Genomic DNA, 23,272 nt, shown 5'->3' on the forward strand with positions numbered 1-23,272 from the left:
GCTAGGCCGCCGTTGTTTTCAGCGCGTCGATTAGCTGACTGGCCTGACGCAGGGTCAGTTGTCCGGCCGAGTCCAATCCGAACCTCGCATTCACTTCCTCTGCCAAGCGAAGGCCGCGACTGGCGGCGATCGCGTGCAGGGCGCGGATTTGGGCATCAGATGCTGGCCGCATGCGGCCAGCATCCGTGCTGGTCGACGCTGTCGTAGTCGCGTCCGTCTCCGCTGCATCGGTTTTCCCAATCTGGGATTCGATGTGATGACGGCAATCGTCAAAGGCTTGGCTGATCTGACGTTTAAGCGTTTGAGCATCGGTCGGATGATCGTGATCGATCGACCATTCGATTTGGCAAATGGCTCCGATGCTTCCGTAATTGGGACGGCTGACCTTCTGTTGCAGTCCTACGGTGATCTTACGGGGCATTATGGTCTCCTGGGTTTGATGGTGAGTGAAATGGTTTCGGCAGCAGCCAATGACGGCTTAGCCATTCGGTTTCCGCAGCCAAGGCTTCGCTGCGTCGCTGAAAGGGCCCAAGTATGGGGCCTTTAACGGGCGATAGATCGACCCGCCAAGTTCCACCGTCCTCGGGTTCGACGTGGGACGCCCGGCGGATGGCCAAGCGTCCGATCGCACGGAGATCGATCGTTTCGTCATAGATCGCGTGGGCTGTCCCACGCGAGTCGATGCGGAGGTGCATGACGGATGGCCCCATTGCGTGTCACCGTGCCGGCCGAAGGATCCGACGCCGCGGACGGTCGGTCAGGTAACCGTCTAACGACGCTTCGACACGCGCCAGTTCTCGCGATAGATTCTGACGCAGCCCCGCCTGGTCTCGTAGTTCTTGAGGGCCGACGCCCGAGAGCACACGCCGAGCGTCTTCGACCAATCGGTCCAGCTGGTCATCTGATCGGATGTTGAGCCGTTCGAAGCGGTCAAAGAACTCGCGTAGGTTGGTTACCGCCGAATCGCGAAAGACTTTGGGGGAACCATCGCCTTGCCCCGAAAGTCGTTCGGCCAGATGACCGACCAGTTGTCCCAATTCCTCGGCGAAAGCTTGCTCGGTCAAACGGACCGCTTCGTCGAAACGGTCTTTGATCCGATCGCATTCGGCCTGATAGAGCCCCGGGCTGATCTGCAGTAGATAGTCGGGAGCAGCGGTGGAGGGAAAATCCCAGTCGATGGCGAAGGACTCACGCAAATCGTCCACGTAGTCGGATCGGTCAAAAAGATCGCCAAGCATTTGTCGCGCACCTTCGATCAGATCGCTGTAGTGTCGATTCAGCTCGCCCACCGCCGCGGCCAGCTCATCACGATAGGCCGACATGCGGGTGTCGAAGTCGGTCAGGTCACGGCGGCGTAGCAGGCGGGTTCCGGGTTCGACGTAGGGCAGCGTCGTGCGTTTCCAATACTCGACGACTTGCGTCCGAATGGCCGTGGTCGCTCGGAACGTCGGATGCCCCGTGTCGATCAGCTTTTTGGACACACTGACCGAGTCACCTTGGGCGGCGAAGGTGTCGGCCGCACGCTGGCGGTGGTGCCGGCTGAGGGTCTTGCGGGTTCCCGGCCAGCGGATACGAAGTCGTACCGCGGTGGTCTCCGCCTGCAATCGATCGGCGGGCGTCCGAGTCGATTGCGGGGACTCCGTCGGGGTGACCGGTGTCAAAGTGGTCGTGGTGGTCATGTTTCGATTTCCAGTGGAAGCATCAAGGCAATAAGAAACGCCCGGCTCGCTTTGGAAAACAAGGCAAACCGGGCGTCGCAACAAGGTGGGAGAAAGAACACTCCGCACACGCGGAGTCATTCCAGTCGTCGGGTCCGTTTCGGATCGACCAAGAGTTGGGGCGAATCGTTGGACAGGTCATCAATCAGTGCGTCACAGATCGCACCCTCGGCCGGTTCGCGTGGTTTAGGCCAGAGCAGAACACCGATCAAAATCAGCGGAAGGCAGCAGGCCAACAACGCGACGGATCCGCCGATCGCCTGAGCGATGATCGGATCGCTGCGTTCGCGTTCATCCCATCGCCGCCGGTCGGCCTCCAGTTCGTCACGCCGTGCGTTCAGGTCGTCGGTCTGTCGAAGCAGGGTTTGTCGTTCGTCGACCACGGACGCCTGGACGTCCAACACAGAGTCGACTTGGGACTGGGTCAGCCCAGACGGTTCGTCCAGGCACCCGATTGAACCCATCGCTAACAGACTAAGCGTGAGCAGGATCGTCGCTCGCATCATCGTCCTCAACTTGAAAAGGGGGCTGGGAGTCGGTCGAGATCACACGATGAAGTAGATTCATCAACGTCAATCGTCTCCGACGTTCGGTCATCGCGACCCACAGGGCGACTGCTAACGCGAAGGCCAGCAGCAGCACCAGGATCAGGGAAAGTTGCAAGGTTTGGACTCCTTCAAAAGGGCTTATCATCGAGGTCGAACGGAACCAATCCGCAGACCGTTAATTCAGCGAAGGCTTGGAAGAAACACCCCGACGGCGTTTCGGCTGGGCCGACGCCGGGTGGCGATAGACGCCACCGACATCGGCGGATAAACAACGTCCGCTGGCCCATTGACGTAGCGACTCGATCGCTTCGCCTGAGGTGGCGGCAATCGGAACGATGTGCCGGGCGGCTTCGACCAACGTCAGTTGCAACAACGCCGCCAAGCGACAACAAGCCAAGATCTCCGCACCGGTCCAATCCCGGTCTTCGGGACAGGGCTGTGCGTCGTCGATGGCAAATCGCTGTCGATACAGTGTCCAGATGGCGTCCTTCTGCTCCCGGCCGGGAAGGTCAAGAAAGAACACGCCGTCGAACCGCTCGGCACGGCTGAATTCCGGCGGCAAGCGGCGAACATCGTTGGCCGTGCACACGACGAATGCATCGGATGTGTGGTCGTTCAGCCAAGTCAGAAAGGTGCCGAACATCCGTGAAGCCACGCCACCATCGTTGACACCGCCTTGGATGCCGGCGAAGGCTTTCTCGACCTCATCGATCATCACCACACAAGGTGCCATCGCGTCGATGGTCGCCAGGGCCTGTCGGGTACGTTCTTCGGATTGTCCGACAAGGGACCCCAACAGACTGCCGACGTCCAAGATCAACACGGGGCGACCGGTCTCGGCACCCAGTGTTTTACAAAAAGCGGACTTGCCACATCCCGGTGGCGAAAGCAGCAAGACGCCCTTGGCCGGCACTTGCCTCGGTCCCCCATTGCCGATCGCTCGACGGGTGAACGACTTCAATGCATCCAGGCCACCGAGTTGGTCGAAGCGTTCTTGTCCACGGTGCAGCGACAGAAGTCCGCCGTCCCGCAGTGTTTGGGTCTTCAGCTCCCACAACGTATCGGGCTGCAGTCGACCGTGACGGACCAGCGAGAGTGCGAACGCGTTCTCCGCTTCCAATCGGGTCAATCCGGCGGCTGCATCGATGACGCGTTGCAAGTCATTGCCAGCGGGCATTTCACCCGACTCGGTGGCCGTTCCGGCGGCGATCGCTTGCAACTGTTCCCGATCGGGCAATTCGTGATCGATGACAACGAACAATCGCTGCAGTTCGATCGGCAATTGAACCAATGGGGCAAGGATCACCAGGATCGTCCGTCGCGTCCTACCTTCGGCGACCGCGCGGGCGACCGCTTGGATGATCTCGGGCGACTGAAGAAAACGATGAAAGTTCTTCAAGATCAGCAGCGAAGCGGAATGCTCATCGGCCAACGCTGAAAGAACGTGGACGGCTGAAAGTGGGTCAGCCGCCTCGGCTTGCAGCGGTGAGTCCGAAGCCGAGCGTAGGCCTCGGTCGATGTCCCAAATCGCCAACGTCCATTGCTGGTCGCGGCACAGCGTGGACATCTCGGCAATGGCGTCGTCGTGTTCGTGACTTCGGATCCAGATGCCGGAAAAGCACGCCTGGACCCTTTCACGAACGGGGTCGGTAAGTGTCATCTATCGTGATTCCTTTTGTAGCAAGGTGGATAAATTCAAAAGAAAAGCCCGGCAAGCAAATCAATGTTGCCGGGCTTGCTGTGACTGGGTCGCGTTCGTTTGGAAAAACTCGGCAGTCTTGGTTTCGTCGACGGCTTTGCCGAGAGTCTGCCGAAGGAACCGACTCGCTTCTTGGCAATCCCGGCCGACAAAGCCGTGGGCCTGCAGTCGAACCGAACCGTCCGGCGCGACCGTGATCTCGATCGTCTTCATGTGGAACCGCCTTCAGACGCGGTACCGACGCCGATCGTCAGCCGGATGGAACCGTCTGCCAGCGTTTGTTCCTGCACGGCGTGTCCGCTGCGTCTGGCTTCCAATGTGGCTTTTTCGACGGCATAGGCTTGCAGGAATTCGTCCAACCGCTGAGGCGCCCCCCATTTGCCGTTGTAGTTGTCGAAGCGGCCTTGGCCGGTCTTCAGGTCGAACACGGCGGGGTACCGCCAGTCTTGCAAACGCACGGCCAGGCCGTGCACTGTTTCGCTAAACAACTTGACATCACCGACGAACGGCTGTGGTAAACGCAAACGGCGGCAGCCGGCCTTTGCCGCGACGACGTCGCGGACTTGAGTCTCAATTGTCACCACGTGTGACATGCGTGAGTCTCCCCAATTAATAAAAGAAAGTGTGGCAAGATGAGCCACCACGCAGGAGCTACATCGCTCCCGTCTCCTCTATGTAGCGCTTTTGGGGCGAAAATTAAGGCTTGTCGTCACAGAGCTTCGGACACCTTGCAGATCATTCAAGGTGGGGAAATGAAAAGGCAGCGCTGCACGAATATCCGACACGTGTTTCGTTCCAATTGGGGAACGAGACAAAAGCTCGTCAAGAGCCGTGTGTTGTCCTAGGCAAACAAATCCATTGGCCCTAGGGCACGTTTCCAATCTTAGGATGGGCGTTCGCCAGACACGATGCGTTGCATCTTCTTAATTCGGTCGTAAGCGTCGTCGATCAGCGGGCGCAGTACCCGTAAGTCGTTCTCAACGGATTCCAAAGAGGCAGCGAATTCGTCCATATTGACGACATGTTGAAGTCGCTCCATAAACTTTGGATCGGCAATGATTTCAAGCTGCTCTTTGCTTTCCGCCAAAGCACGATGAGCGACTTTAATTACGTTCCCTGGGATCGGTGGCCGCTTCAATTTCGGTTTGCGGGATTTAACCAGGTCCAGCAACTTGGCGTGCGATAGTTTTCCAGCGACGATTCGACGTAACAGTTCCAGCCGCTCCTTTCGTGCGGAAATCTTGGCGAGTGTCGCCATAATCTGCCAGCCGATCGAGCGTTTGCTGTCACACGCCATGTCTATTTCAAACTGATCAAAGACGGCAAGTCGACGTATTCCCGCGTTGTATGCCCGAAACAGGTCGCCCGAATCAGACGGGATTTCCCACGATCGCTTCTTCGTCACGGCCATTGCAATTGTATTGTTAACCGCCAAGCGGACCGCTGGATCATGGCCAGTTGCCGCCAGTAGCGCAGCTGCTTCGCAAGCGATCTGGTAAACATCGGCAAGCGTGCCTGCCTCGTAAAGCCGTATCCACTTGGAAAGATGTTGGGTTGCGTGGACGTACTTGTACTCTCGCGACTTGCCGATAAGTTCGCCGAGGTACAGATCATCATTCAGGGCCATGGAGATTAGCCGTTTGGCAAGAATGTCGGCAATGAAAGTAAGTTCGTACTAAGTGCCTCCGTATCTTAGCGTCCGCAGACGCCTCGGGGCACCCGGAGAGGCAATGGCCAAGAAGGAGTCGGCAGAGAGGCCGGGATTGATGTCGAACTTCAGGCCGACTTGCTGGCATTTGCGCTAGCGAGTCGCAGTCGTTGCGTTGTGTACGTGCGAGATCTCGGTGTGTCGAAAACTGGCAAAATTGGGGTGGCGAAAGATCAAAAAAACGACATTAGGTGCAGCAGATGCCAAGCGAATTTGGTAGGTTCGGCTGCGTGAACAGCGGGTTTTCAGCAGAAAAACCGGGGTTTGCTAAGGGAAAAGATGGTCCGTTCGGGACGTAGAGGTCGCTAGTTCGAATCTAGTCGCCCCGACTTTCTAAGTCGTTTAGCTTCAACGACTTACGGGCCTTCCGAGACAGGCCCGAATTGGCCGGTTTGGTCCAGGCCTTTCTCTAGGCCCTCGCGGGCCTTCGGTACGGCGGGCCTAAATTTGTTTAGGGCTGGGCACCTCCGGCACGTGCCACTCCTCGGTATCCAAGCCGAATCGTCGTGCCGCTTCCGTCTCCTCCGACCAACCGGCCCGGATCTCCGCCGCCGCCCTCGCAATCTCCTCGGGGGGCGGGCAATAGGTCACCGAGTCAATTTCGGCTTGCGTAGGCCCCCCAGCAGCGTGCCTCGCATCGTTTCGGGGTGGACACAACGGCGGAGCCATGGGCCGTGCCGAGCGACGGGGAAACCGCCGCCCAGAGGTGACGGGTTTCGCCCGGATCATCACTTCCACTCCGGGATCTCGGGCAACCGGCGGTTGATCTCAACCCGTTCTTCGGCGGCACGTTGTTGGGCTTCAAGTTGAAGGCGCTCCCGGTGGCGGGCTTGTTGCCACTCGGGCAATCGCTCCTGCTTGATTATGATCATCCGGTCCAGTCGTTCAATATTCTTGGACCAAGCCTTGAGCTTCTCATAAGCCTCGTCAGGCGTCCGGTAGTACGCAGGCGAATCCGCATAGATAGCCTCAAGACCTTGCAGCCCCCGCCGGACCTTGCGCGAATACAGCTTGTACTCTTCGATCTTACGCAAAGCGTACTCAATGAATGCCCGACTTCGCTCGTGGGGATCATTCGGGGCCTCTTGCATTAGGCCATGTTCATGGTGGAAGACAGCCCCGTTGGCGAACAGCGTTCGGGAGGTGGTGTCGTCGTACAGTCTCGCGCCGTTGCGGGCAAAGAACTCTTCTTGTGTTTCGACTACTCGTGGCATAACAGCATTCTCCTAAAACATAGAAACAGTGGGGCGAGCCTTTCGACCCGCGATATCAAATCCGACGTACAGCGCATTAACGAACGCAGACGCCAAGTCACCGTGCCCCGTTTCGTCGCGGGGACTCACGAGGCGAAATCCAAACGAACGTTCCTCGATTCGAAGATGAACCAGCTCATGCCTTAGCACCCGGTCTTCGTAGAGCGTCACGCGACGATCGGTAAAGGCTTCGATTAACCGCGAAGCCATGTCACGGAGATTCGCACCGCTGGGCACGACTGGTAACAAGTCAACTCGCCGGAGATCGTAGGAAAGACGCTGGGCGAGTAGTTCGGCCTGCCAAGGATCGTAGGCGATGGTGTCGAGACCATAGACTTGGCAACACCGCCTTAACTCTTGCTCTACGTCCATCAGATCGACGGTCTTTCCCGGTCGCGGTTTCCATCGCTTGGTGTGAAGCAACCGGAACCGTTTCGCATTCGGCGTATCGTTTTCACCGATGCCCAGCACAGCGACAGCACTCGCGTCACGCTTCACCCCAAGGTCAACACCGGCAACGCACGTATAGCCCCTCAGCCGATTCCCGATCGGGAAGGCTGCGCCGTCAAACGCGGCCTCGATATCCTCGCTCGTCAGGGCATCGCCGCCGCCGGTCGACCATTCGTTCAACCACAGCCGAGCGAAAGACACACCCGGCAACAGTCGTCGCTGTTCGTCAAGTCGATCCTCCGTCATCCAAGAGGCTTCCGGGCCGTTAAGACGGCGGAAGATCCAAGAAGAATCGGAGCGAATTGATTCCCTCAACTTCCATTGCCACGTTTCTTGCCACCCGGCATTTGCGATCCCGAACATCAGGCAATTCCGACGCTTCGCAGCCGAGGAAATGAGCGACGCCCACAACGCTTCGGATGAATCTCCCCAGTGCGTTATCTCGTCGAACACGATCGCATCGGGCAGAATCCCGTAAGAAGACCCAACGTCCGAAGTCTCAATGGCCAGGTAAGAATCGTAGCCAGGCGAATCCGAAACGTTCGTTACTCGGGCGCGATCAACTTGCAACCACGCTCCCAACCAAGGATTCAACCGGGTCAACGTCAGTATCGCATCCCGGAGCAACATCGCTTGATCTTTGTCGGCGGCATAGGCATAAAGCCTCAATGGCCGAGTCGCGAACGCCAGCATGTACGTCACCACTACGGCGATGTCGGTTGTTTTGCTGTGGCCGCGGGGTCTTTCGAAGAACGCCCGCATTGTTTCAGGACGCTTGCCGCGACCTAGGCACGCCATCACGAGAGGATCAAGCAACTTGTAGTCGTCACGCTGCCACGGGTCGGCGACATCTCCGAGGCGTCGAGGCGTACCGTCAACGTCAACAACAAGTTCATCACGAAACGCAGCGGGATTCGAGGCATATAGCCTCAGCTTGTCAACGTTCATCGCTTCGGTCCTCCGGCGTATCAGCGGGTTCATACTCGACGTCAGCGGGAAGCTTCGCATACCAATTGAGGTCTGCGGGGGCACGGTCAAGACCGATGGTCTTGGCTAGTCCTGAGAGGGAATTCATAGCCTGGACCCAACGGCCAATCACTTCATCTGTTTCAAGTTCGCCGGAGATGACCTTTTGTTCTAGGTCTTGCAGAAGGGCCTCAAGAAAAACAAATCGCTCGATGACTGCGTTGCGAACATGGGAAATCGCTCCCTCGCCCCCCAGGTCTCGAACAATCGACTCATAGTTAGATCGCAACTGTTTGGCGACGGCGTAACGAGCGTCAAGAGTCTCAAGAAAGCCGGTTGTGAATTTAGCTGGTAGCTTGTTTGGCTTATGGCTCTTGTTCTTTCGCGTGCCTTTAGATACTCGGGGCATCGTCGGTCGGGCCTCCTCGATAGGCGTTGGGAATACACCTAGGGAATCTAAGACCGATCGGCCTCATGCGCTACTCGCATTTACTGGCTATCTTATGGGTATTTCGGGGGTACTTTGCTAGAGGCCCTAGGCCGTGCGGTAAGGCTTTCGGGCGATCCCCCAACGCCTCGTGCTTTACGCCCGGAAAGTCGTGCGAGACGGTGCGATAGGTGCCTTATCTCATGGATTCCCGGCGGGTTCAAGAATCCCGGCCTCCCGGAGCACCGAATACACGGTCGGGCGACTCACCCGGACGGCCCGAGCGACGGCGGTTATGGTTTGGCCCGATTTGTAAAACTCAACAATGGCCTTGTGTGTGTCGGCGTTGACTGTGCGGCGGACGCCCTTTTTGGAGCCGCCCCACCGCTTACCATTTGCCCTAGCTACTGCCTGCCCAGCTTTGACACGCTCGCCCCTAACTTCGGTCTCGTACTGGGCGACGGATGCTAACACGTTCGCCATGAGCCGACCTGCTGGTGTTGATAGGTCAAGGCCGTCCCTTACCGAGACAAGATTGATCTTTCTGGCATTCAAATCTTCAAAAAGTGCCGTTAATCCCGAGGCCGTTCGCCCTAGTCGATCTAATCGCCATACGACAATCCGTGAGACTTTCCCTGCCCTGGCATCACGTTCTAAACGTTCCCATTCCGGTCGGCTCATTGACTTCCCAGACGCCTTATCCTCAAACCATTTCACATCACCATCCAGGCTCTTGATATAGGACTCTAGGTCCGGCTTTTGGGAAGCAGTGTCCTGGTTATTAGAAGAAACACGACAGTAGACCGCAGTAAACTTGCTCATCTCAGTTATCATAGTAAGAGTCGAAACCTCATAACACGAACCGTTTCCTTATAGCGTAAAACCTATGCGCCGTAAACTACGGTTTATAGGTCGGGCTTTACGGATCAAGGCCGTCTCGGAATCTCTCTACGGCGCACTCTCCGCCTGAGGCAATGCCGTATAGCGTATATCGCACCCTTATGGGTTCGGCTCGAATCGAGGGTTGATAACTACGGCCTAGGAAGCCCGGTCTCAGTCTTATAGCCCTCAGTTTATTTACTGGCCGAAAGAGTAGCGCAGGTATGGGGCTTGCAGTTATAAGGAAAATGTAGGGTCCCGCTTACCCTCTTTGAGTGCGTTCCACCTCTTCGTCGCGAGAGACAGACATGTTCCCGTTTCAATCATCCTTCGACCACCAATTCGACCGATTCACCGACGCTGCCGAAAGCCTAGTCGCGAACTCCCGACCCACGCAAATCGCCGCCAATCTTGCCGCCTCCGTCACGTTGGCAGACCTAGATGGCCGCGAGTACCTAGTTGCGCCTGTCACGATGGTCCGCGAACAAGTCCTTCATGGCTCGACTGGCCCCATGTTTTATCCCTCGTCAGTGCTTCAGAGCCGAGTTGAACGTTGGAATGGCGTGCCCCTCGTACTCAACCACCCCAAAGCCAGTCACGGCTACGTCTCCGCCCGCTCTCCCGACGTTCTCGAAGAACACAGCCTAGGGCACGTCTTCAATGCCCGTTTCGTTGGCAATGCGATCAAGGCCGAGGCGTGGTTTGATGTTCGTCGCACCCAGCGTCTAGCCCCCGATGTCTACCAGCGAGTCGCCTCCGGCCAGCCCGTCGAATTATCTACCGGCCTATTCACAAGGGCCGTTAACCGTCCTGGCAAGTTCAAAGGCCGTCCGTTTTCCCACCGACTTGTCGACTACGACGCAGACCACTTTGCAATTCTCCCCCAAGCCAAAGGAGCTTGTTCCGTGAAAGATGGATGTGGTGTTTCCGTGAATTCGTTCGTCCCCAGCGAACAACCGCTAGTCGCCCCGACGTTGAATTTCAGCGCATCGGACCGCGACCCCCAGTTGACCAGCAACGACTCATCGGGGCCGCTCGTAGCACCCGTGTTGGACTTTTCCGACTGTCGTGTCGAGGGTCGTCCCACGATCAACCACCGAGCCGTTGAGGCGCCCTTGGTCGCACCCAAGTTGGATTTTTAGACGCTTTAGCGTGGAGGCTTAACCAAGTGTCCCGTAGGCGGATGCGATCCCCACCTGTAGTCAGTTTTTTAGCGGCGGTCATAGTAACCGTAAAAGCGGTTAATGGCTGCGTGGAGTCCAGAGTGTCGTTAGGGGGTGTTGAGTGCGCCGTTTCGTTGACATGAAAGCATTTTTCCGTACAGTTATTGCATGTCGCCTGCCAGGACGTTAGGCGGGCTCGTTTAAGAAGTGCCTGTAAAGGAATTTTTCATGGCATCCCCAATTCAGGTCACACTAGTGACCGCCCTCGAAGACCTCGGATTTCAGCGTAAAGAACCTGACGCTGGTGCGCCGCTTGGTGGCCCAGCCGAGGTAGAGGTCACGGAAAAGACGCTTGAGGGCCTGAAGGGCCTGATTGGCAAGACGGTCGAAGTGGATTCCGGCGGCAAGGTATCCGTCGTCTAGCTGGTATCTTCTGGTATCGACCTGCGTTGCCGACCGCTTTCGAGCGGTCGGTTTTTCTTTGGGCTACATTTCACTCGATCTTAGGTGGTTGCTAGCCTCGTTCGACGCTTAGTGGGATCGACAGGCCTTTGTGCCCAATCCAAAACGGAAGGGCACCGGGGATCTTTACTATTGCCCGGTTTCTTCCCGCTTCGCCGGTCAGTCGTTCAATTCCGCGAGTCGTTCAAGGATCGCCCCCTCAACCTCCCGCAGTTTGAACAGATACACTCGGACTTCCTCGATGTCCTTCAATGGCCCCCCCGCGTCCATACGGTCCATCTCGTCCGTCACGTAGATTTGGCACTTGCCGATGGCGTCACGAGTGAAGTCAAGCCACATCTGCAACCAGGCCCGGCGAATACTATTCTCCGGTGTCATGATCCGTCTCCACAAACGTGTCAGCGATACCTAGTTCTTCGAGCAGCCCCATTTTGAAGGCGGCTTCGCGTTGACACTGGCGGCGGAAGTGGGCACCGATTTCCGGCGGCACTAGACCGACCACTGCAAGGTTTTCGAAAAGCTCCATTGCATCCGTAACTTTCCGAACTTGGGCATCCGTTGATGCGTGGTCGCCCACGTCCCGCCACCATCGCTTCCAGACCTCGTTCGGTGAGAGGTCCGGGTATGACCCCGCCCCGCTTTGTCCTGAAGGAAGAGATCCAGAGGTGGTTGCGTCAAAGTCCTTGCGAAATTCGGCGATCAACTGCTTTCGTTCGTCCGGGTTCAAGTCCGGTCGGAGTTTCGTAGCGAGATCCATCGCGTCACCCCACTTGTCGCAGTTCCAGCACTTAAACTTGATTGCGTAATCGCGTTTTGGTGGACGCACTTTGAGTTGCGCCTCGTTGCACCAGGGACAAACCCATTGTTTTCGGGCTGTCGGTCTTCCTATCAGCTTGGTTGCTACGTATTCGAGAAATATCATTTAATTGATCCATATAGGATGTGTTATCTAAAGAGGTCGGCTAGGCCGGCCGGGCCGGCCCGGCCGGGTTACGGAGAAGGGGTACGGGGGGCGTACCGTTCCCATGTCGAATCAAAATCGTGAGCCCAGTAGCCCCGTTTTCTGCGAGTCCGATCCCGGCTGGATCGAATTCCGTAGGGTCGGAGCAATCGTGCGATCGCGTCTGCCGAAATTGGCCGTCCGCTTGAAAAACGCTGCCACTCTTCTTCTTCCCGAGCGACGAGTTTTCGAATTAGGTTTTTGGTAAGCAAAAACTTCCCGCCGTTCTCATCAGGCTTGACGCGGTCGAAGATTTCGCGTGCCGCAATCAGCAACTTGACGCCCGGTGTAGAGAGTTCGGCTTGCCGGTCCTGCTCTTCCAACTCGAACACAAATCGCCGAAGTGCTGGCAACGATTCTTCGTCGTCGACCATCACCACGGATTGGAGTGGCAACATCAACTCGGCCATTCGGTCGTTCGCGATATCGAACTCATCGGTGGTGTCATAGGCTTCCGCGACCCGCCCGGCGTGATCCGTACACCACGCTACGATGCTCTCTCGCACCTTTTCCGCGTCCGGTTCGACCACTCGTGACCGAAACCTCGTGACCGAATCGTCGGCCGTCTTACGGGCCAAGCGAACCTCCACGCATCGGTCGGCAAGAACGCCGTCCAAGTTGCCGATGAGGGCGACGACTTTGGGCGAGTACACGCGGAACTGGACGATCTCATCATTCCGGTCGCCACCGACCCGATGGACGGCAGCGTTCCGGTCGATCGCGGCGCAAAAGATCTCTTGAATCGCGATAGAGTTTTCGGAACCCTGACGACTTAACGATTGCGCTTCGTCCATGATCAGTGTCGGCTTTTTCTCTTCGATCAGCCGATAGACTACGGCGGGCGACATGTTCGATGTCATCACCGCTTCCCGACTCAGCAACTCGATGAGTTGCAAGCACCGAGTCTTTCCGCATCGCTTTTCCGGACTCGTGATCGCCAGATGGGGAAAACGATCAAACGAATCAATGATGTGCGAAGCTAGTATCCAGCTCGCCATCACGATCCGAGCGTCATCCGGCATGACGATATAGGTGCCGATGAAATCAGCCACCGTCCGGACAATCGAGGCCGTCCCCCCTCGGGCAACCCGGCCGACCCGGCCTACCCGGCCTTTGGCGGTTCGCTTGGGCTTTCGTTTCCGAGTTTTCCTTTCAGGACCAGGCGGGGCGGGGTTTACCTCCGGCTGCTTCTTGGTTTTCCGTTTAACCATCGCGGCGGTCCTCCGTGCGTCGAAGTTCACGTTCGGTCGCATCGCGACAGATAAAGACAATCCGAATGCCGAACCGCTCGGCTAATCGACGATTGCAGGATCGTTCAAGTTTTTTGTCACCGTTCAAATGGGCGACTCGGGCCAAAGCGACAAGCCTTGACGCATCAACGGGTAATTTGGCTTTCATGAAATACACCTCCGAATTGGCGAGTACAAAGCCTTCGTAAATCCGGCGGTAAGTAAGCGTCCACGCACGAAAAAAGCCGCGAAACGGCGTGTCTCGCGGCCTACGGGCGTGTTTCGGCGGTAAGTGGATCGGAACCGGCGGTAAGTTACCGGCGGTCGGCTTGGTAGAGTTTCCGAGCGGCCATGATGGTTTCCGTCCAACACGGGGTCTGCTTCACGGCGGCATCCGTTACGCCAAACTTCTCACCCCACATCTTCGCGGTCCAGTGGATCCGATCGGGATGTTTTTGGATGGCTTCCGCTAGTCGTTGGTTGGTTTTGCCCTTTCCCCGTGTCGACGACTTGCCTTGCCTTCGAGCGACCGTCTCGGCTTTCGATTTCGCCAAGGCCCGCAAAACGTCAAGAGCATCGTCGACCGATTCAATCTTGCTGTCGGCACCCTCGGGCATAGTGCTGCGCAAGTCACGGCGGATAGCACCAACCATCAGCTCGATTCTCGGCCCGATGGCATCCTTCATGACCTTCCATGGGATACAATCGCTCCAATCGCGGACCCACACGAAGAGAGCTTCAGGCCCTTCTGGTATGTCGAAGACTTGTACCACGAAGATTTTTCGGAGATAACTCAACGTGTCCTCGTCAACGTGGTAGTACTCGCCAACCCGGTAACCTATACCAAGGCTTCCGATCCGGACGGTATGGCCATGCTCGTCTACGATCTTTCTTAATTTCCGCTTGCAGACCTTACAAAGGATCAACATCCTTCGTTCTCCAGTAAACGTTCCAGGGTAAAAGCGGCGGAGGGCAACCGGCCTGGATATCCGGCGTTTGGGAGCGACCCTAGCCCTCGCCGTAGCTATCCCAATTTTACCCGAAGGGTGCGTGGACTACCGATCTCCGCCCAGTAAATAGCGTTTAGAGAGTCTATAGACTATCCGTCGATCGCCGCCGCCAACTCAAGACCCAACCACTCAACGGCGGCATCGAATTGGTCTTGAGGATAGTTGGCGTAGTGCTTCGACTTCATCGAGGCAGCGGCGTGTCCCAGGAAGAGATCACCGAATTGCGGATACTTCGTTTCCAGCCGAGTTGAAGACGTTTTACGCAACAACTTCATCGGTTTGTCAATCGGCGTTCCGTCTTCGGCCAACTTAGTCCGAAGGCGTTTCCATACCGAGTCAATGCTGTTTACGTCGGATCGATCGTCCCACAAGGGGTTGCCATTCTCATTCGTCAAGGCCAGCGAATCGTGGCCTGAGCGAAACTTCTTCAAAAGCCGAAACGTTTCTTTCCACAGCGGGTAGTTCACGGTCGGTATAGCATCGCCGTGCTTTGCCGTTTTAGATCGTTTGCGAGCGATGCGTCCCTTTTTCCAGTCCACCTCATCGTGGCGAAGCTTGCCGATATCAACTTGCGTCATACCGCAATTCAAACAGAGCAACATAAACAACCTGGTCCGATCGTTTGCTCCTTTGTACAGCGTCTGTAGTTCGAGTTCGTCGAATACTTGGATCCTTCCGGCTGATGCCGTAATCGACAGCCTATTGGGGGAATCAAGGATGGCAGGCCGTTCTATCAAGCTTTCCGAAACGGCCCATCGGACGAATTGAACCGCAACGGCCAACTTGTCCTTTGCCGTCTTGGCACTCAACGTGTCGCTGGCAACTTGGTCAAGCAGTTCGATGCGATAGTTGGTCAATGCTCCATTCGTCAACTCGGACGGCTTCTTGTTGGCACCGACGAACGAGACGAACTGATCAACCTTGATCTTTAGTTGCTTGTAGCGGCCGAATGACAACTGGCCCGCATCTGCCTCGGCTTTCTTCTCTTTCAAAAACGTCCGGGCAATCGCCCCGAGCGTACCAGAGGCCGTAGGTTGGGGCTTGGTGGCCCATGGCGGGTCGCTTCGATCGAGGACCGCTTTTTCTGGAAAGTAGCACTCTAGCAAACCACGCGGATCAGCTTCGATTTCCTGAAGGCTCAACGGGCACTTAACGCCACGGTCGCGGAGAAGTTTTGCGGCGATCTGGTTGGCCCGGACGTACTTCCAATCACGCCGGTTATCGAAGGAGTCCTGCTTTTCGAGGTCAGCCAAGATTCGGTCGGCGTTCTCGATCAAGAGGTTCCACGCCCTTTGGCTGGGGTCGTTAGCGGCCTCCGCTTCATCGACCTTTGCTTTCCATTCTTCAAACTCGGCCAGCACCCGCTGGTAGCTTTCCTCTCTAGACTCGTCCGGTCGCTTGTTGCGCTGGAAATACTTGCCTTTGTAGAGCTTTCGCCATCGTCCGCCTTGGTCGTGCGGACGCCAGTTCAATATCCGTTTCGTCGCCATCGTCTTACCTCAGGGCCTAAAGGTGCGTCCCCTAAGGATATCCGGCCTAGGCCCGCGCAGGTAGGCCCGATTCGGGCCTTAAATCGGAGAAACGGGCCTAGAGAATTGCGTTTCCTTTATAAAGAAAAGTGCCAAACGTGTACGTTCGGGACGTAGAGGTCGCTAGTTCGAATCTAGTCGCCCCGACTCATTCAAAACCCTCTGAAGCCAAGTGTTTCAGAGGGTTTTTTTGTCTGTATTGGTCGGGACACTGGGGGCCGAATGGGCGATCAATTCGAACCGGCTGTCGCCGCTCGCCCGCCTATGATGAAGCGTCACCCACGTGATGACGGCCGATCAAAAATCAAACGATTTCGCCGTGAACGAACTTCGGTCGATTGGGAATGGTTCCCTGTGACTAAAATCAATCTCGGGATCGGGATGCCTGCGCTTCACGAGAAAACATTCGCCTCCGTTAGATAGTCTGCCGGTCCAACGGCGTCTGATGATGGCGTCACCGCAATCATCAAGTCTTCTCTGGTCTGTTCATCGAATCCGTTTGCAACCCACACGGGACCGCTAAACGAGAGTCACCCGCCATAGGTCATCGGGATCTAGCGAACCGGGATCCCAAGCCACGTCGGATCGCACACCATTCGCATCGACATAGGTGTCATACGTCGGGTTGAACAGATAGTACAGTCCGTCGACGTCTTCGATGAACTGCCAGGTCGTCCCACGCGCTGATGGATTTGAATTGGTGTCAATTCCGAACAGATCACCATCCAAATATCGACCGGTGGACGCGTTTCGCAACAAGTAGCTGCCGTTGGCCGAAGCGATCAATTCCCACCGGCTGGCTGCATCGCTTTCGGGCGCGGTTTCAGCATCACGACCGATCGAAACCAAATACGATCCGTAGTAGTTGTTCAGCAACTGAATCTGGTTGCCATCGGCAAACAGGACTGGAGCATCGACTTGGATGCTGACCGTTCCGATCGCCGAACCACCATTTGCATCGGAGACGGTGTAGGTGAACGAATCGTCGCCAATGAATCCGGCGGCCGGCGTGTAGACGAAGTCACCATCGGGTTGAATCGTCACCGAACCGAATTGCGCATCGGTGTACTCGGCCACCGATAGCGGGTCCAGTTCCGGATCGGAATCGTTGGCCAAGACATTGTCGGTGACCGGTTGATCCGATGTGGTGACAAAGCTGTCGTCCACGGCAACCGGTGATTCATTGGAAGATTCACTGGCATATTGGAAATAGCCGTTGGTATGCAGGACTTCGCTTTCACGGTACCCGGGAACGATTCCATCGACGGACAGATAGGTGCCCGTGGAGAACACGTTACTGGCCTCCGTTTCATAGACCACGCCGTCGATTTCGATACGGTCAATGGCCACGTTGGAATCGATTCCGGCTTCCGGGTCATAGAAATCGTTGATGAAGTTGATTCGCACGTCGTCGGCGGTGAACGGCGTGTTAGATCCCCAAGTCATTTCCACAAAATTACGATTGGCCAAATCGTCGGCCTGACCGCCGTAGGATGCCAAATTGAAAATGGCAACCTGTTCGCCGGCAACGTCCAGCGTGATGATTTCATCGCCGGTCGATCCGGCCGCGTAGACCTTCAGGGTCGAACCTGTCACCACCGCATCGTTCGGCAATCCCGGCGTTCCGTTGATTTGATCGCTGGCGACCCAACTGGACGCCAAGCTGTTATCCAAACTGGGATCGATCAATGCCAGCGTGTACCCATCACCGTCGGGTTCACTGGGCCATGGATCGTCGTCCAAATAATCGACTTGGTCGATCACGTTGCCCTCGGCATCGGCCAGTGTGATCAGTTCACCACTGCCTTTCAGACCGCCGGAATACTGACCGCCGATGAAGATGTCGCCGGGTGCCTGGACGCGAAAACGTGTCAAGTCATCGGTGAACACGATGCTTTGCCCCGGAAGAATGACGGTGCCATAGCCAATCGTCAAATCGATGCCGTCCACGGTCCAGCCGGACAAATCAATTGATTCCGTTTCCGATCGGTTGAACAGTTCAATAAATTCCGCGTCACCGTCCAGCGGGTTGTAGTGCAATTCGTTGATCACGATATCGGCGACGCCGCTGAAGCTTCCCGGCATGCGAGTTTCCGATTCAAACGCCGCGGCACGCTGATCCAATCCAGCGGCCAACTCGTTCCGCCAATAAGGGTTGGCATAAATGTCGTTTCGCTGCCACTTTTCGAATTCCAGTGTCGAATTCGTTTCACCGATCTGTTCGATCAGTTCGTCATACCGGGCCATGAATTGGGTGCGAGCATCATCGGTCAGGTAGGTATCCACCAACGTTTGAATCCGCCGCCAATACATCTCTTGGAACTCCGGGACCTCCCAAACGGAGTTCAGCAATTCTTGATCAATCGGCTCCGGAGTCGTGAATGGGCCCTCGGTTTCATCGCCCGATTCAATCCACAAACGGTCCAAGTCCCATTCGACGATCGACCAACGTTCGGTGTCAGCGTCCAGGAACATATAGAAGTTTTGCACCTCTTGGTCGTCGTGACGCGTCAGGGTACTGAGTGCCATATGGTTGACCACATTTGCGACGTCCACATGGTCATACAGATATGATGTCTTGGCGTCCGATGGTGGTGCCGTCAAGACATCGTTCAATTGATCGATTTCGGTGTAGTCACCGTCGTCGGGGGACTTTTTGTCGAACTTAGCAGTCGTGCCGAATCCACCTTCACCGGCCTTATAGAATTCATCGTCGTCGCTGATGTCATTGGCGTCACGCCACGCACCGTCGTACAGTTCTTGGAATCGGAAAACGCCATGGAAGTCGCCGTTGATCTCCGCTCGGACAAAGAAGGAACTGACAAACGATTCCGTTTCGGCGTTGAAAACGTCCCACGTAATGTCGGGGGTCGCGACTGACCAATCCCCAAAGTCCGCATTGATGCCAAATTCATCGATCGGATACGAACCTTCGGCGCCCACATCGATGGTCTGGCCATCGGGTAACTCAAACTTCAGGCTTTTCTTGTCAAAGAAGGTCCGAGAATAATCACCACCGCGGACTCGAACGGTCGCGTTGTCGATCACCTGGCCATCGAAGTAGACGACCGCTTCGATTTTGTCATTGGTCAACGCCAACTCGGTCGTCGTCAGTTCGGTGAACTCGGCTTCGTCGACAAAGAACTGAAACAGCGGCAATTCGTTGCCTTCGATGTCGGTCGGCGACACGACCAGACCGAAGTAATTGATCGTGTCATTGAACGGCGCCACCGCAACATCCGATTCGATGCGATAGCGGATCAGCGTTCCCGCATCAGCCCCGGGAAGCGTCGCCTGCCATGTATTGCCTTCGACATTGGTCATGGCGACGGTTTGTTCTTCGCCAAACATTACCTTGTAGACCAGATTCGCACTGGTCGCGCCTTCGATATTCCCGCTGATCGTAAACGCTTCGTTGGGCAGAACTTCGCCCGGCGCGACCACAATGTCGGTGATCGGCGCGGGGGCATCGGTGCCGAAGATCGAGTTTTCAGCCGCTGGGGTCGGATCGCCTTCGGATGCCCCCCAGTTTTGCGCAACGGAGTTGTCCAGTGCCCAGTCACGGAGTTCCAGTGACGGTCCGTTACCATCGGGCAACGGTGTCCAAGGCGATTCGTCCAGGTATTCGACTTCATCAATGACTGTCACACCATCGGCCGCGATCAACTGGATCAATTCGCCGCCACCGGAGATGCCACCCGACGCGAATTCGGCGATGGGAGTGACGCCCCAAGTCGATTCAGCCAATTCGATCGATGGCGACACGATCGCGTATTGCCCTGCACCGATGATCGTGCCGTTGGTGAACGTCAAATCGAATCCGGTAAACGACAAACCACCCAAGTCGACCGCTTCGTCGCCGGAGTTGTACAGTTCAATGAACTCGGCATCGCCGTCGACCACGGCGTCCGGGCCCGGGTTGTAATGGATTTCGTTAATCACCAATCCGCTGGGATCACCCGTCGGGACTGGTGGCGTCGTCCCGGCGTATTGGAAATAACCATCGGAATGCAGCGTTTCGGATTGTCGATACCCGGGAACGATTCCGTCGGCCGGCAACCAAGTGCCGGTCGAAAAGACCTCCGGCGACTCGGTTTCGTAAACCGTCGAATCGATCGTGATTCGATCGACGATCAGGTTGCGGTCGATACCGTTTTCAGGCTCGTAAAGGTCATTGGTAAAGACCACGCGAACTTGATCGGCGTCGATTCCGGTGGCATCAAACGTGTAGTCTTGAAACTCCGTCGAAACGGAGTCGAACGTCGCAACGGTCGTCTCGTCGATCTGCAACAGCATTTGTTCTTCACCCGTGCTGCCCGCCGCACGAATGGTGATCGGCAACTGTGCTTGATAAACCTTTCGGGTCGATTCGTTGAAGGCCAAACCGGCTTCGATCACACCCACATGACGTTCCAGGTCCCAGTCGGAATCTTGTGATTCGGCCCCCGTTTTGTCGATCGATGCGGCAACGTCCGCCCCAGTCAATTCGGCCAAACGCTGAATCAGTTGCAAACCGGCCTGTCCCGCCCCCGTTTCGCAGCCGTAGATCAGAAGATCCGCATCGCTGGTCAACGAATTCGACCAAGAACAAACCTGATTCTGAACACGTTCGACTGTTTCGAAGTCCAACATCTGATTGCCAAGCTGCAATCGTCCCGCCTGGCCATGAGCGACAATGTGCACGCTGGTGATGCCCTTACGCGTGGACAAAATCTGGCTGATTTGATCGACGCCCGACTGATCAGGCTGCAGCAAGACGACTTCGTGCCCCGATTCGATCCCGTCGGTCAACATCTCCAAGTCGGTGACAGCGGCGTCGATGAAAACGATGCCGTTGGAAACTCGGTCGGACGCAACACGTGCATCGTCCGGGTCGCCTGCCGGTGAAACGTCCGTGGTGACTGCTTTGGCGGAGAGGCCGGCGACCGCGGCGCCGCAATCCGCCGCTAGCATGACTCGTTCCTCCAGGCAGTGGACCTTCCATGGTTCCGGACGACGACTGGACTTTGAAACGCGGCCACTGGTTTTGATTCGACGGCTCAGTCGCGACAGGAATACACCAGGAATCTTCATCAAACGCTCGTTTCGAATCTGCGGATTGAATCGCTAGGGCGGGATAGTCCGTTAGGGTGGGTGGTTCAGGATAAATAGAAAGTTCTTGTTGCGAAAGGATGAAGTGATGAAGTAGGAGGCTTTGCCAACGAGTCAGCCAGACAACTTCATCGCGAGTGTCCGCTCTCTCTGGGGCGGAACGGATTCATCTGACGCCGGCCCCGTCCAGGCGTAACTCAGTCCCCCAGGTCGATACGAACCCAGTTGGGGCAAAGCGGTCTGCTCAGCCAATCACGCTTCGCCCATGCCATGCGCGGCCTGCATCGTGGCGTTCCTGCTGTCGACCTTGGACGCGTTAGGGGGCAGCCGTCTTTTTCGGCTCGCGGGAGCGTTGAGCGGGCGGGAAGCGTCAGGGGAGGCCAAGGTGACGCGCGCGGCGACACTACCGGTCATCGCCCGCGAATCAAGTCACCAATGCCACGATGGGTCCCCCAAGCGTTCGCCCTTTGTTTTGACCGCTTAGGCGTCGTCGGTCAGGTTTTGCCAGGGGCCGGTGATCGCAAGGGTGATGCCGGGCGTTTGGATGTTGGCGAACAGCCATTGCCCGTCGGGGCTGAAGGTGGCGCCGGCCCATTCCCGCCCTCGAAAGTCGCCATGAAAACCTTTTTGCCCGTTCAGCTGAACGTCGTTGACTGCCAACGGGATCAGATGTCCGTCTTGCGAAAGCAAATGGATTCGTTGCGGGTATTCATCGTCCCCATAGTCGCCGTCTTCACACAAAGCCAAGCCGCCATGCGGATTGACACAAAGGTTGTCGGGCATGTTCAAAATCTGTTTGCCGGGACTTTCGAAAAGCATCGTCAACTTTTCCGCTTCCGGATCGTATTGCCAAATCTGACCTGCTTTGGCGGCGCCGCCACTGGTGGCGTCGAAGTAAATCATTCCATTTCCGCTCCAACAGCCTTCCAATCGTGCGAACGTGGTGCACCCGAGTCGCTTGCCTTGTTTAAACACGCCCAGTTCATCGGGTTGATCCAGCCCGGGCGTGTTGGCCAGCGTCGGTTCAGGAATCGTATGCCAGCGGACATCGAACTGACGGCCCTGTTCGACGTGGCCGCGTAAGTCATCGTGACCGACCACTTGTGCGATTTGCAGCTTGCCACCGTCAGCCAGTTTTCGGTTCTGGTTGGGAATGAATCGATAGAATCCTGCGGTGCCACGGTCTTCGGTTTCGTAAACGATGCCGGTTTCGCGATCGATCGCCACAGCTTCATGGACGAATCGCCCCATCGCTTTGATGGGTACGGGATGACGCACGCCGGTGGGATCGACTTCAAAGACCCAGCCGTGATCGCGTTTGAAAGAACGTGCGGCATCGTTTTGATAGGGATCCACCGAATCGATACCCAGGACAGTTTCTTCCGCGGTCAGCCAGGTGCCCCACGGGGTGACGCCGCCGGCACAGTTGCGGCTGGTCCCGGCGATCGCCACGCGACTGTCCAGCCAGCGACCGTGACGTGTATCAAACGTCAGTGTGGTGCAGCCGCCCCCGGCGCGGCGGTCGAACGGAGTCCCGTTGGTGATGGGTAAAGCGTCAGTGTCGTCGCTGATTTCATGATTCCGGACCAGCGTGACGACGCCATTGTTTTCGGCGACAACCCCCATCCCGTCGTGGGCTGCCGGTGTCGGGGTTCCGTCGGACATCGGATCGTTGGTCCAGCCGTGGCTGACGTACCGGAATCCCTCGGGTAATCGAATCAGTTCCAAGCCGGTGGTTTCATCTTTGGTCGGCAGCAATGCGTGTCCGGCCCGGGCGTGATCGCCCAGTGCGATGCGCCCGCCCAATGCGGCCAGAGCCGAAGCCACCCCGAATCCGGTCACGGATGAAAACGATTCACTGAGAAATTCGCGACGAGATTTCACGACGGTTCCTTGGATTAGCGGCGAAGACTTCAAGTGATCGACCACCTGGCGTCCACGCTTGGTTTTTCGGGGCGGATACGGGGCAACTAGTCAGCGTTTGCAAACCAGCCACATGGATGGTCACATGCGATCGTTCGGCGGTGACACGATGCCATGATGCCGAATCAATGACATCGGGTCGGCGCGGCGGTGGTCACCCGTAGCGTACGAGCCGATGGTCGATCTAAAATCTAGATGCAAAAAGGTTGCGTGTGAA

At 56.7% G+C, this 23,272-nt stretch carries 23 protein-coding genes; 2 read left to right on the forward strand and 21 right to left on the reverse strand.

Going from position 1 to position 23,272, the window contains the following annotated elements:
* Position 1: 1 nt before the first annotated feature.
* From HFP54_RS09715 to HFP54_RS09780, 13 genes are all read right to left on the reverse strand, one after another.
* Positions 2 to 421, reverse strand: coding sequence for a hypothetical protein (locus tag HFP54_RS09715; RefSeq protein WP_168564980.1), 420 nt, complete (start codon positions 419 to 421; stop codon positions 2 to 4).
* A complete protein-coding gene (locus HFP54_RS09720; protein WP_168564981.1) occupies positions 411 to 695 on the reverse strand; it encodes a hypothetical protein in 285 nt (94 codons plus the stop codon). Before HFP54_RS09720 ends, HFP54_RS09715 begins: the two co-directional genes overlap by 11 nt.
* A 21-nt stretch (positions 696 to 716) precedes the next feature.
* Entirely contained in the window at positions 717 to 1,679 is a 963-nt protein-coding gene (locus HFP54_RS09725) for a hypothetical protein (RefSeq protein WP_168564982.1), read from the reverse strand.
* Positions 1,680 to 1,795: 116 nt separating this feature from the next.
* Positions 1,796 to 2,221 (reverse strand): membrane or secreted protein, encoded by a 426-nt coding sequence (locus HFP54_RS09730; protein WP_206036123.1) that lies wholly within the window; start codon positions 2,219 to 2,221, stop codon positions 1,796 to 1,798.
* Positions 2,193 to 2,381: a hypothetical protein gene (locus tag HFP54_RS09735; protein WP_168564984.1), complete on the reverse strand. Its 189-nt coding sequence runs from the start codon at positions 2,379 to 2,381 to the stop codon at positions 2,193 to 2,195. Before HFP54_RS09735 ends, HFP54_RS09730 begins: the two co-directional genes overlap by 29 nt.
* 60 nt (positions 2,382 to 2,441) lie before the next feature.
* Positions 2,442 to 3,926: a Ycf46 family AAA ATPase gene (locus HFP54_RS09740; RefSeq protein ID WP_168564985.1), complete on the reverse strand. Its 1,485-nt coding sequence runs from the start codon at positions 3,924 to 3,926 to the stop codon at positions 2,442 to 2,444.
* A 60-nt stretch (positions 3,927 to 3,986) separates the two neighbouring features.
* Positions 3,987 to 4,178, reverse strand: coding sequence for a DUF2997 domain-containing protein (locus tag HFP54_RS09745; protein WP_168564986.1), 192 nt, complete (start codon positions 4,176 to 4,178; stop codon positions 3,987 to 3,989).
* The gene (locus tag HFP54_RS09750) at positions 4,175 to 4,558 is read right to left on the reverse strand and encodes a hypothetical protein (RefSeq protein WP_168564987.1); all 384 of its coding nucleotides are present in this window, start codon (positions 4,556 to 4,558) and stop codon (positions 4,175 to 4,177) included. The genes HFP54_RS09745 and HFP54_RS09750 overlap by 4 nt, the downstream gene beginning before the upstream one ends.
* 290 nt (positions 4,559 to 4,848) lie before the next feature.
* Positions 4,849 to 5,592, reverse strand: coding sequence for a hypothetical protein (locus HFP54_RS09755; protein ID WP_168564988.1), 744 nt, complete (start codon positions 5,590 to 5,592; stop codon positions 4,849 to 4,851).
* 809 nt (positions 5,593 to 6,401) lie between these two features.
* Positions 6,402 to 6,887, reverse strand: coding sequence for a hypothetical protein (locus tag HFP54_RS09765; protein WP_168564990.1), 486 nt, complete (start codon positions 6,885 to 6,887; stop codon positions 6,402 to 6,404).
* Between the two features lie 12 nt (positions 6,888 to 6,899).
* Positions 6,900 to 8,324, reverse strand: coding sequence for a terminase large subunit domain-containing protein (locus tag HFP54_RS09770; RefSeq protein WP_168564991.1), 1,425 nt, complete (start codon positions 8,322 to 8,324; stop codon positions 6,900 to 6,902).
* A complete protein-coding gene (locus tag HFP54_RS09775) occupies positions 8,314 to 8,751 on the reverse strand; it encodes a hypothetical protein (RefSeq protein WP_168564992.1) in 438 nt (145 codons plus the stop codon). Before HFP54_RS09775 ends, HFP54_RS09770 begins: the two co-directional genes overlap by 11 nt.
* Positions 8,752 to 8,970: 219 nt before the next feature.
* Positions 8,971 to 9,591, reverse strand: coding sequence for a recombinase family protein (locus HFP54_RS09780; RefSeq protein ID WP_168564993.1), 621 nt, complete (start codon positions 9,589 to 9,591; stop codon positions 8,971 to 8,973).
* Between the two features lie 365 nt (positions 9,592 to 9,956).
* Here HFP54_RS09780 and HFP54_RS09785 point away from each other — a divergent pair, with 365 nt between their 5' ends.
* Entirely contained in the window at positions 9,957 to 10,790 is an 834-nt protein-coding gene (locus tag HFP54_RS09785) for a DUF2213 domain-containing protein (RefSeq protein ID WP_168564994.1), read from the forward strand.
* Between the two features lie 249 nt (positions 10,791 to 11,039).
* The gene (locus tag HFP54_RS09790) at positions 11,040 to 11,234 is read left to right on the forward strand and encodes a hypothetical protein (RefSeq protein WP_168564995.1); all 195 of its coding nucleotides are present in this window, start codon (positions 11,040 to 11,042) and stop codon (positions 11,232 to 11,234) included.
* A gap of 198 nt (positions 11,235 to 11,432) precedes the next feature.
* Here the strand turns inward: HFP54_RS09790 and HFP54_RS09795 are convergent, their stop codons facing one another.
* The 8 genes from HFP54_RS09795 to HFP54_RS09830 all read right to left on the reverse strand — a co-directional run bounded on the left by HFP54_RS09795 (position 11,433) and on the right by HFP54_RS09830 (position 23,016).
* Entirely contained in the window at positions 11,433 to 11,651 is a 219-nt protein-coding gene (locus HFP54_RS09795) for a hypothetical protein (RefSeq protein ID WP_168564996.1), read from the reverse strand.
* Positions 11,635 to 12,195, reverse strand: coding sequence for a hypothetical protein (locus HFP54_RS09800; protein WP_168564997.1), 561 nt, complete (start codon positions 12,193 to 12,195; stop codon positions 11,635 to 11,637). The genes HFP54_RS09795 and HFP54_RS09800 overlap by 17 nt, the downstream gene beginning before the upstream one ends.
* Positions 12,196 to 12,263: 68 nt before the next feature.
* Complete coding sequence (locus tag HFP54_RS09805; RefSeq protein ID WP_168564998.1) at positions 12,264 to 13,325, reverse strand: DUF3631 domain-containing protein; 1,062 nt, start codon at positions 13,323 to 13,325, stop codon at positions 12,264 to 12,266.
* Between the two features lie 151 nt (positions 13,326 to 13,476).
* The gene (locus tag HFP54_RS09810) at positions 13,477 to 13,671 is read right to left on the reverse strand and encodes a hypothetical protein (RefSeq protein WP_168564999.1); all 195 of its coding nucleotides are present in this window, start codon (positions 13,669 to 13,671) and stop codon (positions 13,477 to 13,479) included.
* 145 nt (positions 13,672 to 13,816) lie between these two features.
* Positions 13,817 to 14,431, reverse strand: coding sequence for a hypothetical protein (locus HFP54_RS09815; protein ID WP_168565000.1), 615 nt, complete (start codon positions 14,429 to 14,431; stop codon positions 13,817 to 13,819).
* A gap of 170 nt (positions 14,432 to 14,601) precedes the next feature.
* A complete protein-coding gene (locus HFP54_RS09820) occupies positions 14,602 to 16,002 on the reverse strand; it encodes a site-specific integrase (protein ID WP_168565001.1) in 1,401 nt (466 codons plus the stop codon).
* Positions 16,003 to 16,560: 558 nt separating this feature from the next.
* Positions 16,561 to 21,114 carry a DUF4347 domain-containing protein gene (locus tag HFP54_RS09825; RefSeq protein ID WP_168565002.1) on the reverse strand — a complete coding sequence of 1,518 codons (4,554 nt, stop codon included), beginning with the start codon at positions 21,112 to 21,114 and terminating at the stop codon, positions 16,561 to 16,563.
* Between the two features lie 498 nt (positions 21,115 to 21,612).
* Positions 21,613 to 23,016 (reverse strand): alkaline phosphatase PhoX, encoded by a 1,404-nt coding sequence (locus HFP54_RS09830; protein ID WP_315853868.1) that lies wholly within the window; start codon positions 23,014 to 23,016, stop codon positions 21,613 to 21,615.
* Positions 23,017 to 23,272 lie beyond the last annotated feature (256 nt).

It is taken from the genome of Crateriforma spongiae (assembly GCF_012290005.1).
Classification (GTDB): domain Bacteria; phylum Planctomycetota; class Planctomycetia; order Pirellulales; family Pirellulaceae; genus Crateriforma; species Crateriforma spongiae.

What these genes read in the sequence shown, in the direction of transcription:
- HFP54_RS09715 (WP_168564980.1), bottom strand. Translation starts at nt 421, where the DNA reads ATGCCCCGTAAGATCACCGTAGGACTGCAACAGAAGGTCAGCCGTCCC.
- HFP54_RS09720 (WP_168564981.1), bottom strand. Translation starts at nt 695, where the DNA reads ATGCACCTCCGCATCGACTCGCGTGGGACAGCCCACGCGATCTATGAC.
- HFP54_RS09725 (WP_168564982.1), bottom strand. Translation starts at nt 1,679, where the DNA reads ATGACCACCACGACCACTTTGACACCGGTCACCCCGACGGAGTCCCCG.
- HFP54_RS09730 (WP_206036123.1), bottom strand. Translation starts at nt 2,221, where the DNA reads ATGCGAGCGACGATCCTGCTCACGCTTAGTCTGTTAGCGATGGGTTCA.
- HFP54_RS09740 (WP_168564985.1), bottom strand. Translation starts at nt 3,926, where the DNA reads ATGACACTTACCGACCCCGTTCGTGAAAGGGTCCAGGCGTGCTTTTCC.
- HFP54_RS09745 (WP_168564986.1), bottom strand. Translation starts at nt 4,178, where the DNA reads ATGAAGACGATCGAGATCACGGTCGCGCCGGACGGTTCGGTTCGACTG.
- HFP54_RS09750 (WP_168564987.1), bottom strand. Translation starts at nt 4,558, where the DNA reads ATGTCACACGTGGTGACAATTGAGACTCAAGTCCGCGACGTCGTCGCG.
- HFP54_RS09755 (WP_168564988.1), bottom strand. Translation starts at nt 5,592, where the DNA reads ATGGCCCTGAATGATGATCTGTACCTCGGCGAACTTATCGGCAAGTCG.
- HFP54_RS09765 (WP_168564990.1), bottom strand. Translation starts at nt 6,887, where the DNA reads ATGCCACGAGTAGTCGAAACACAAGAAGAGTTCTTTGCCCGCAACGGC.
- HFP54_RS09770 (WP_168564991.1), bottom strand. Translation starts at nt 8,324, where the DNA reads ATGAACGTTGACAAGCTGAGGCTATATGCCTCGAATCCCGCTGCGTTT.
- HFP54_RS09775 (WP_168564992.1), bottom strand. Translation starts at nt 8,751, where the DNA reads ATGCCCCGAGTATCTAAAGGCACGCGAAAGAACAAGAGCCATAAGCCA.
- HFP54_RS09780 (WP_168564993.1), bottom strand. Translation starts at nt 9,591, where the DNA reads ATGAGCAAGTTTACTGCGGTCTACTGTCGTGTTTCTTCTAATAACCAG.
- HFP54_RS09785 (WP_168564994.1), top strand. Translation starts at nt 9,957, where the DNA reads ATGTTCCCGTTTCAATCATCCTTCGACCACCAATTCGACCGATTCACC.
- HFP54_RS09790 (WP_168564995.1), top strand. Translation starts at nt 11,040, where the DNA reads ATGGCATCCCCAATTCAGGTCACACTAGTGACCGCCCTCGAAGACCTC.
- HFP54_RS09795 (WP_168564996.1), bottom strand. Translation starts at nt 11,651, where the DNA reads ATGACACCGGAGAATAGTATTCGCCGGGCCTGGTTGCAGATGTGGCTT.
- HFP54_RS09800 (WP_168564997.1), bottom strand. Translation starts at nt 12,195, where the DNA reads ATGATATTTCTCGAATACGTAGCAACCAAGCTGATAGGAAGACCGACA.
- HFP54_RS09810 (WP_168564999.1), bottom strand. Translation starts at nt 13,671, where the DNA reads ATGAAAGCCAAATTACCCGTTGATGCGTCAAGGCTTGTCGCTTTGGCC.
- HFP54_RS09815 (WP_168565000.1), bottom strand. Translation starts at nt 14,431, where the DNA reads ATGTTGATCCTTTGTAAGGTCTGCAAGCGGAAATTAAGAAAGATCGTA.
- HFP54_RS09820 (WP_168565001.1), bottom strand. Translation starts at nt 16,002, where the DNA reads ATGGCGACGAAACGGATATTGAACTGGCGTCCGCACGACCAAGGCGGA.
- HFP54_RS09825 (WP_168565002.1), bottom strand. Translation starts at nt 21,114, where the DNA reads ATGAAGATTCCTGGTGTATTCCTGTCGCGACTGAGCCGTCGAATCAAA.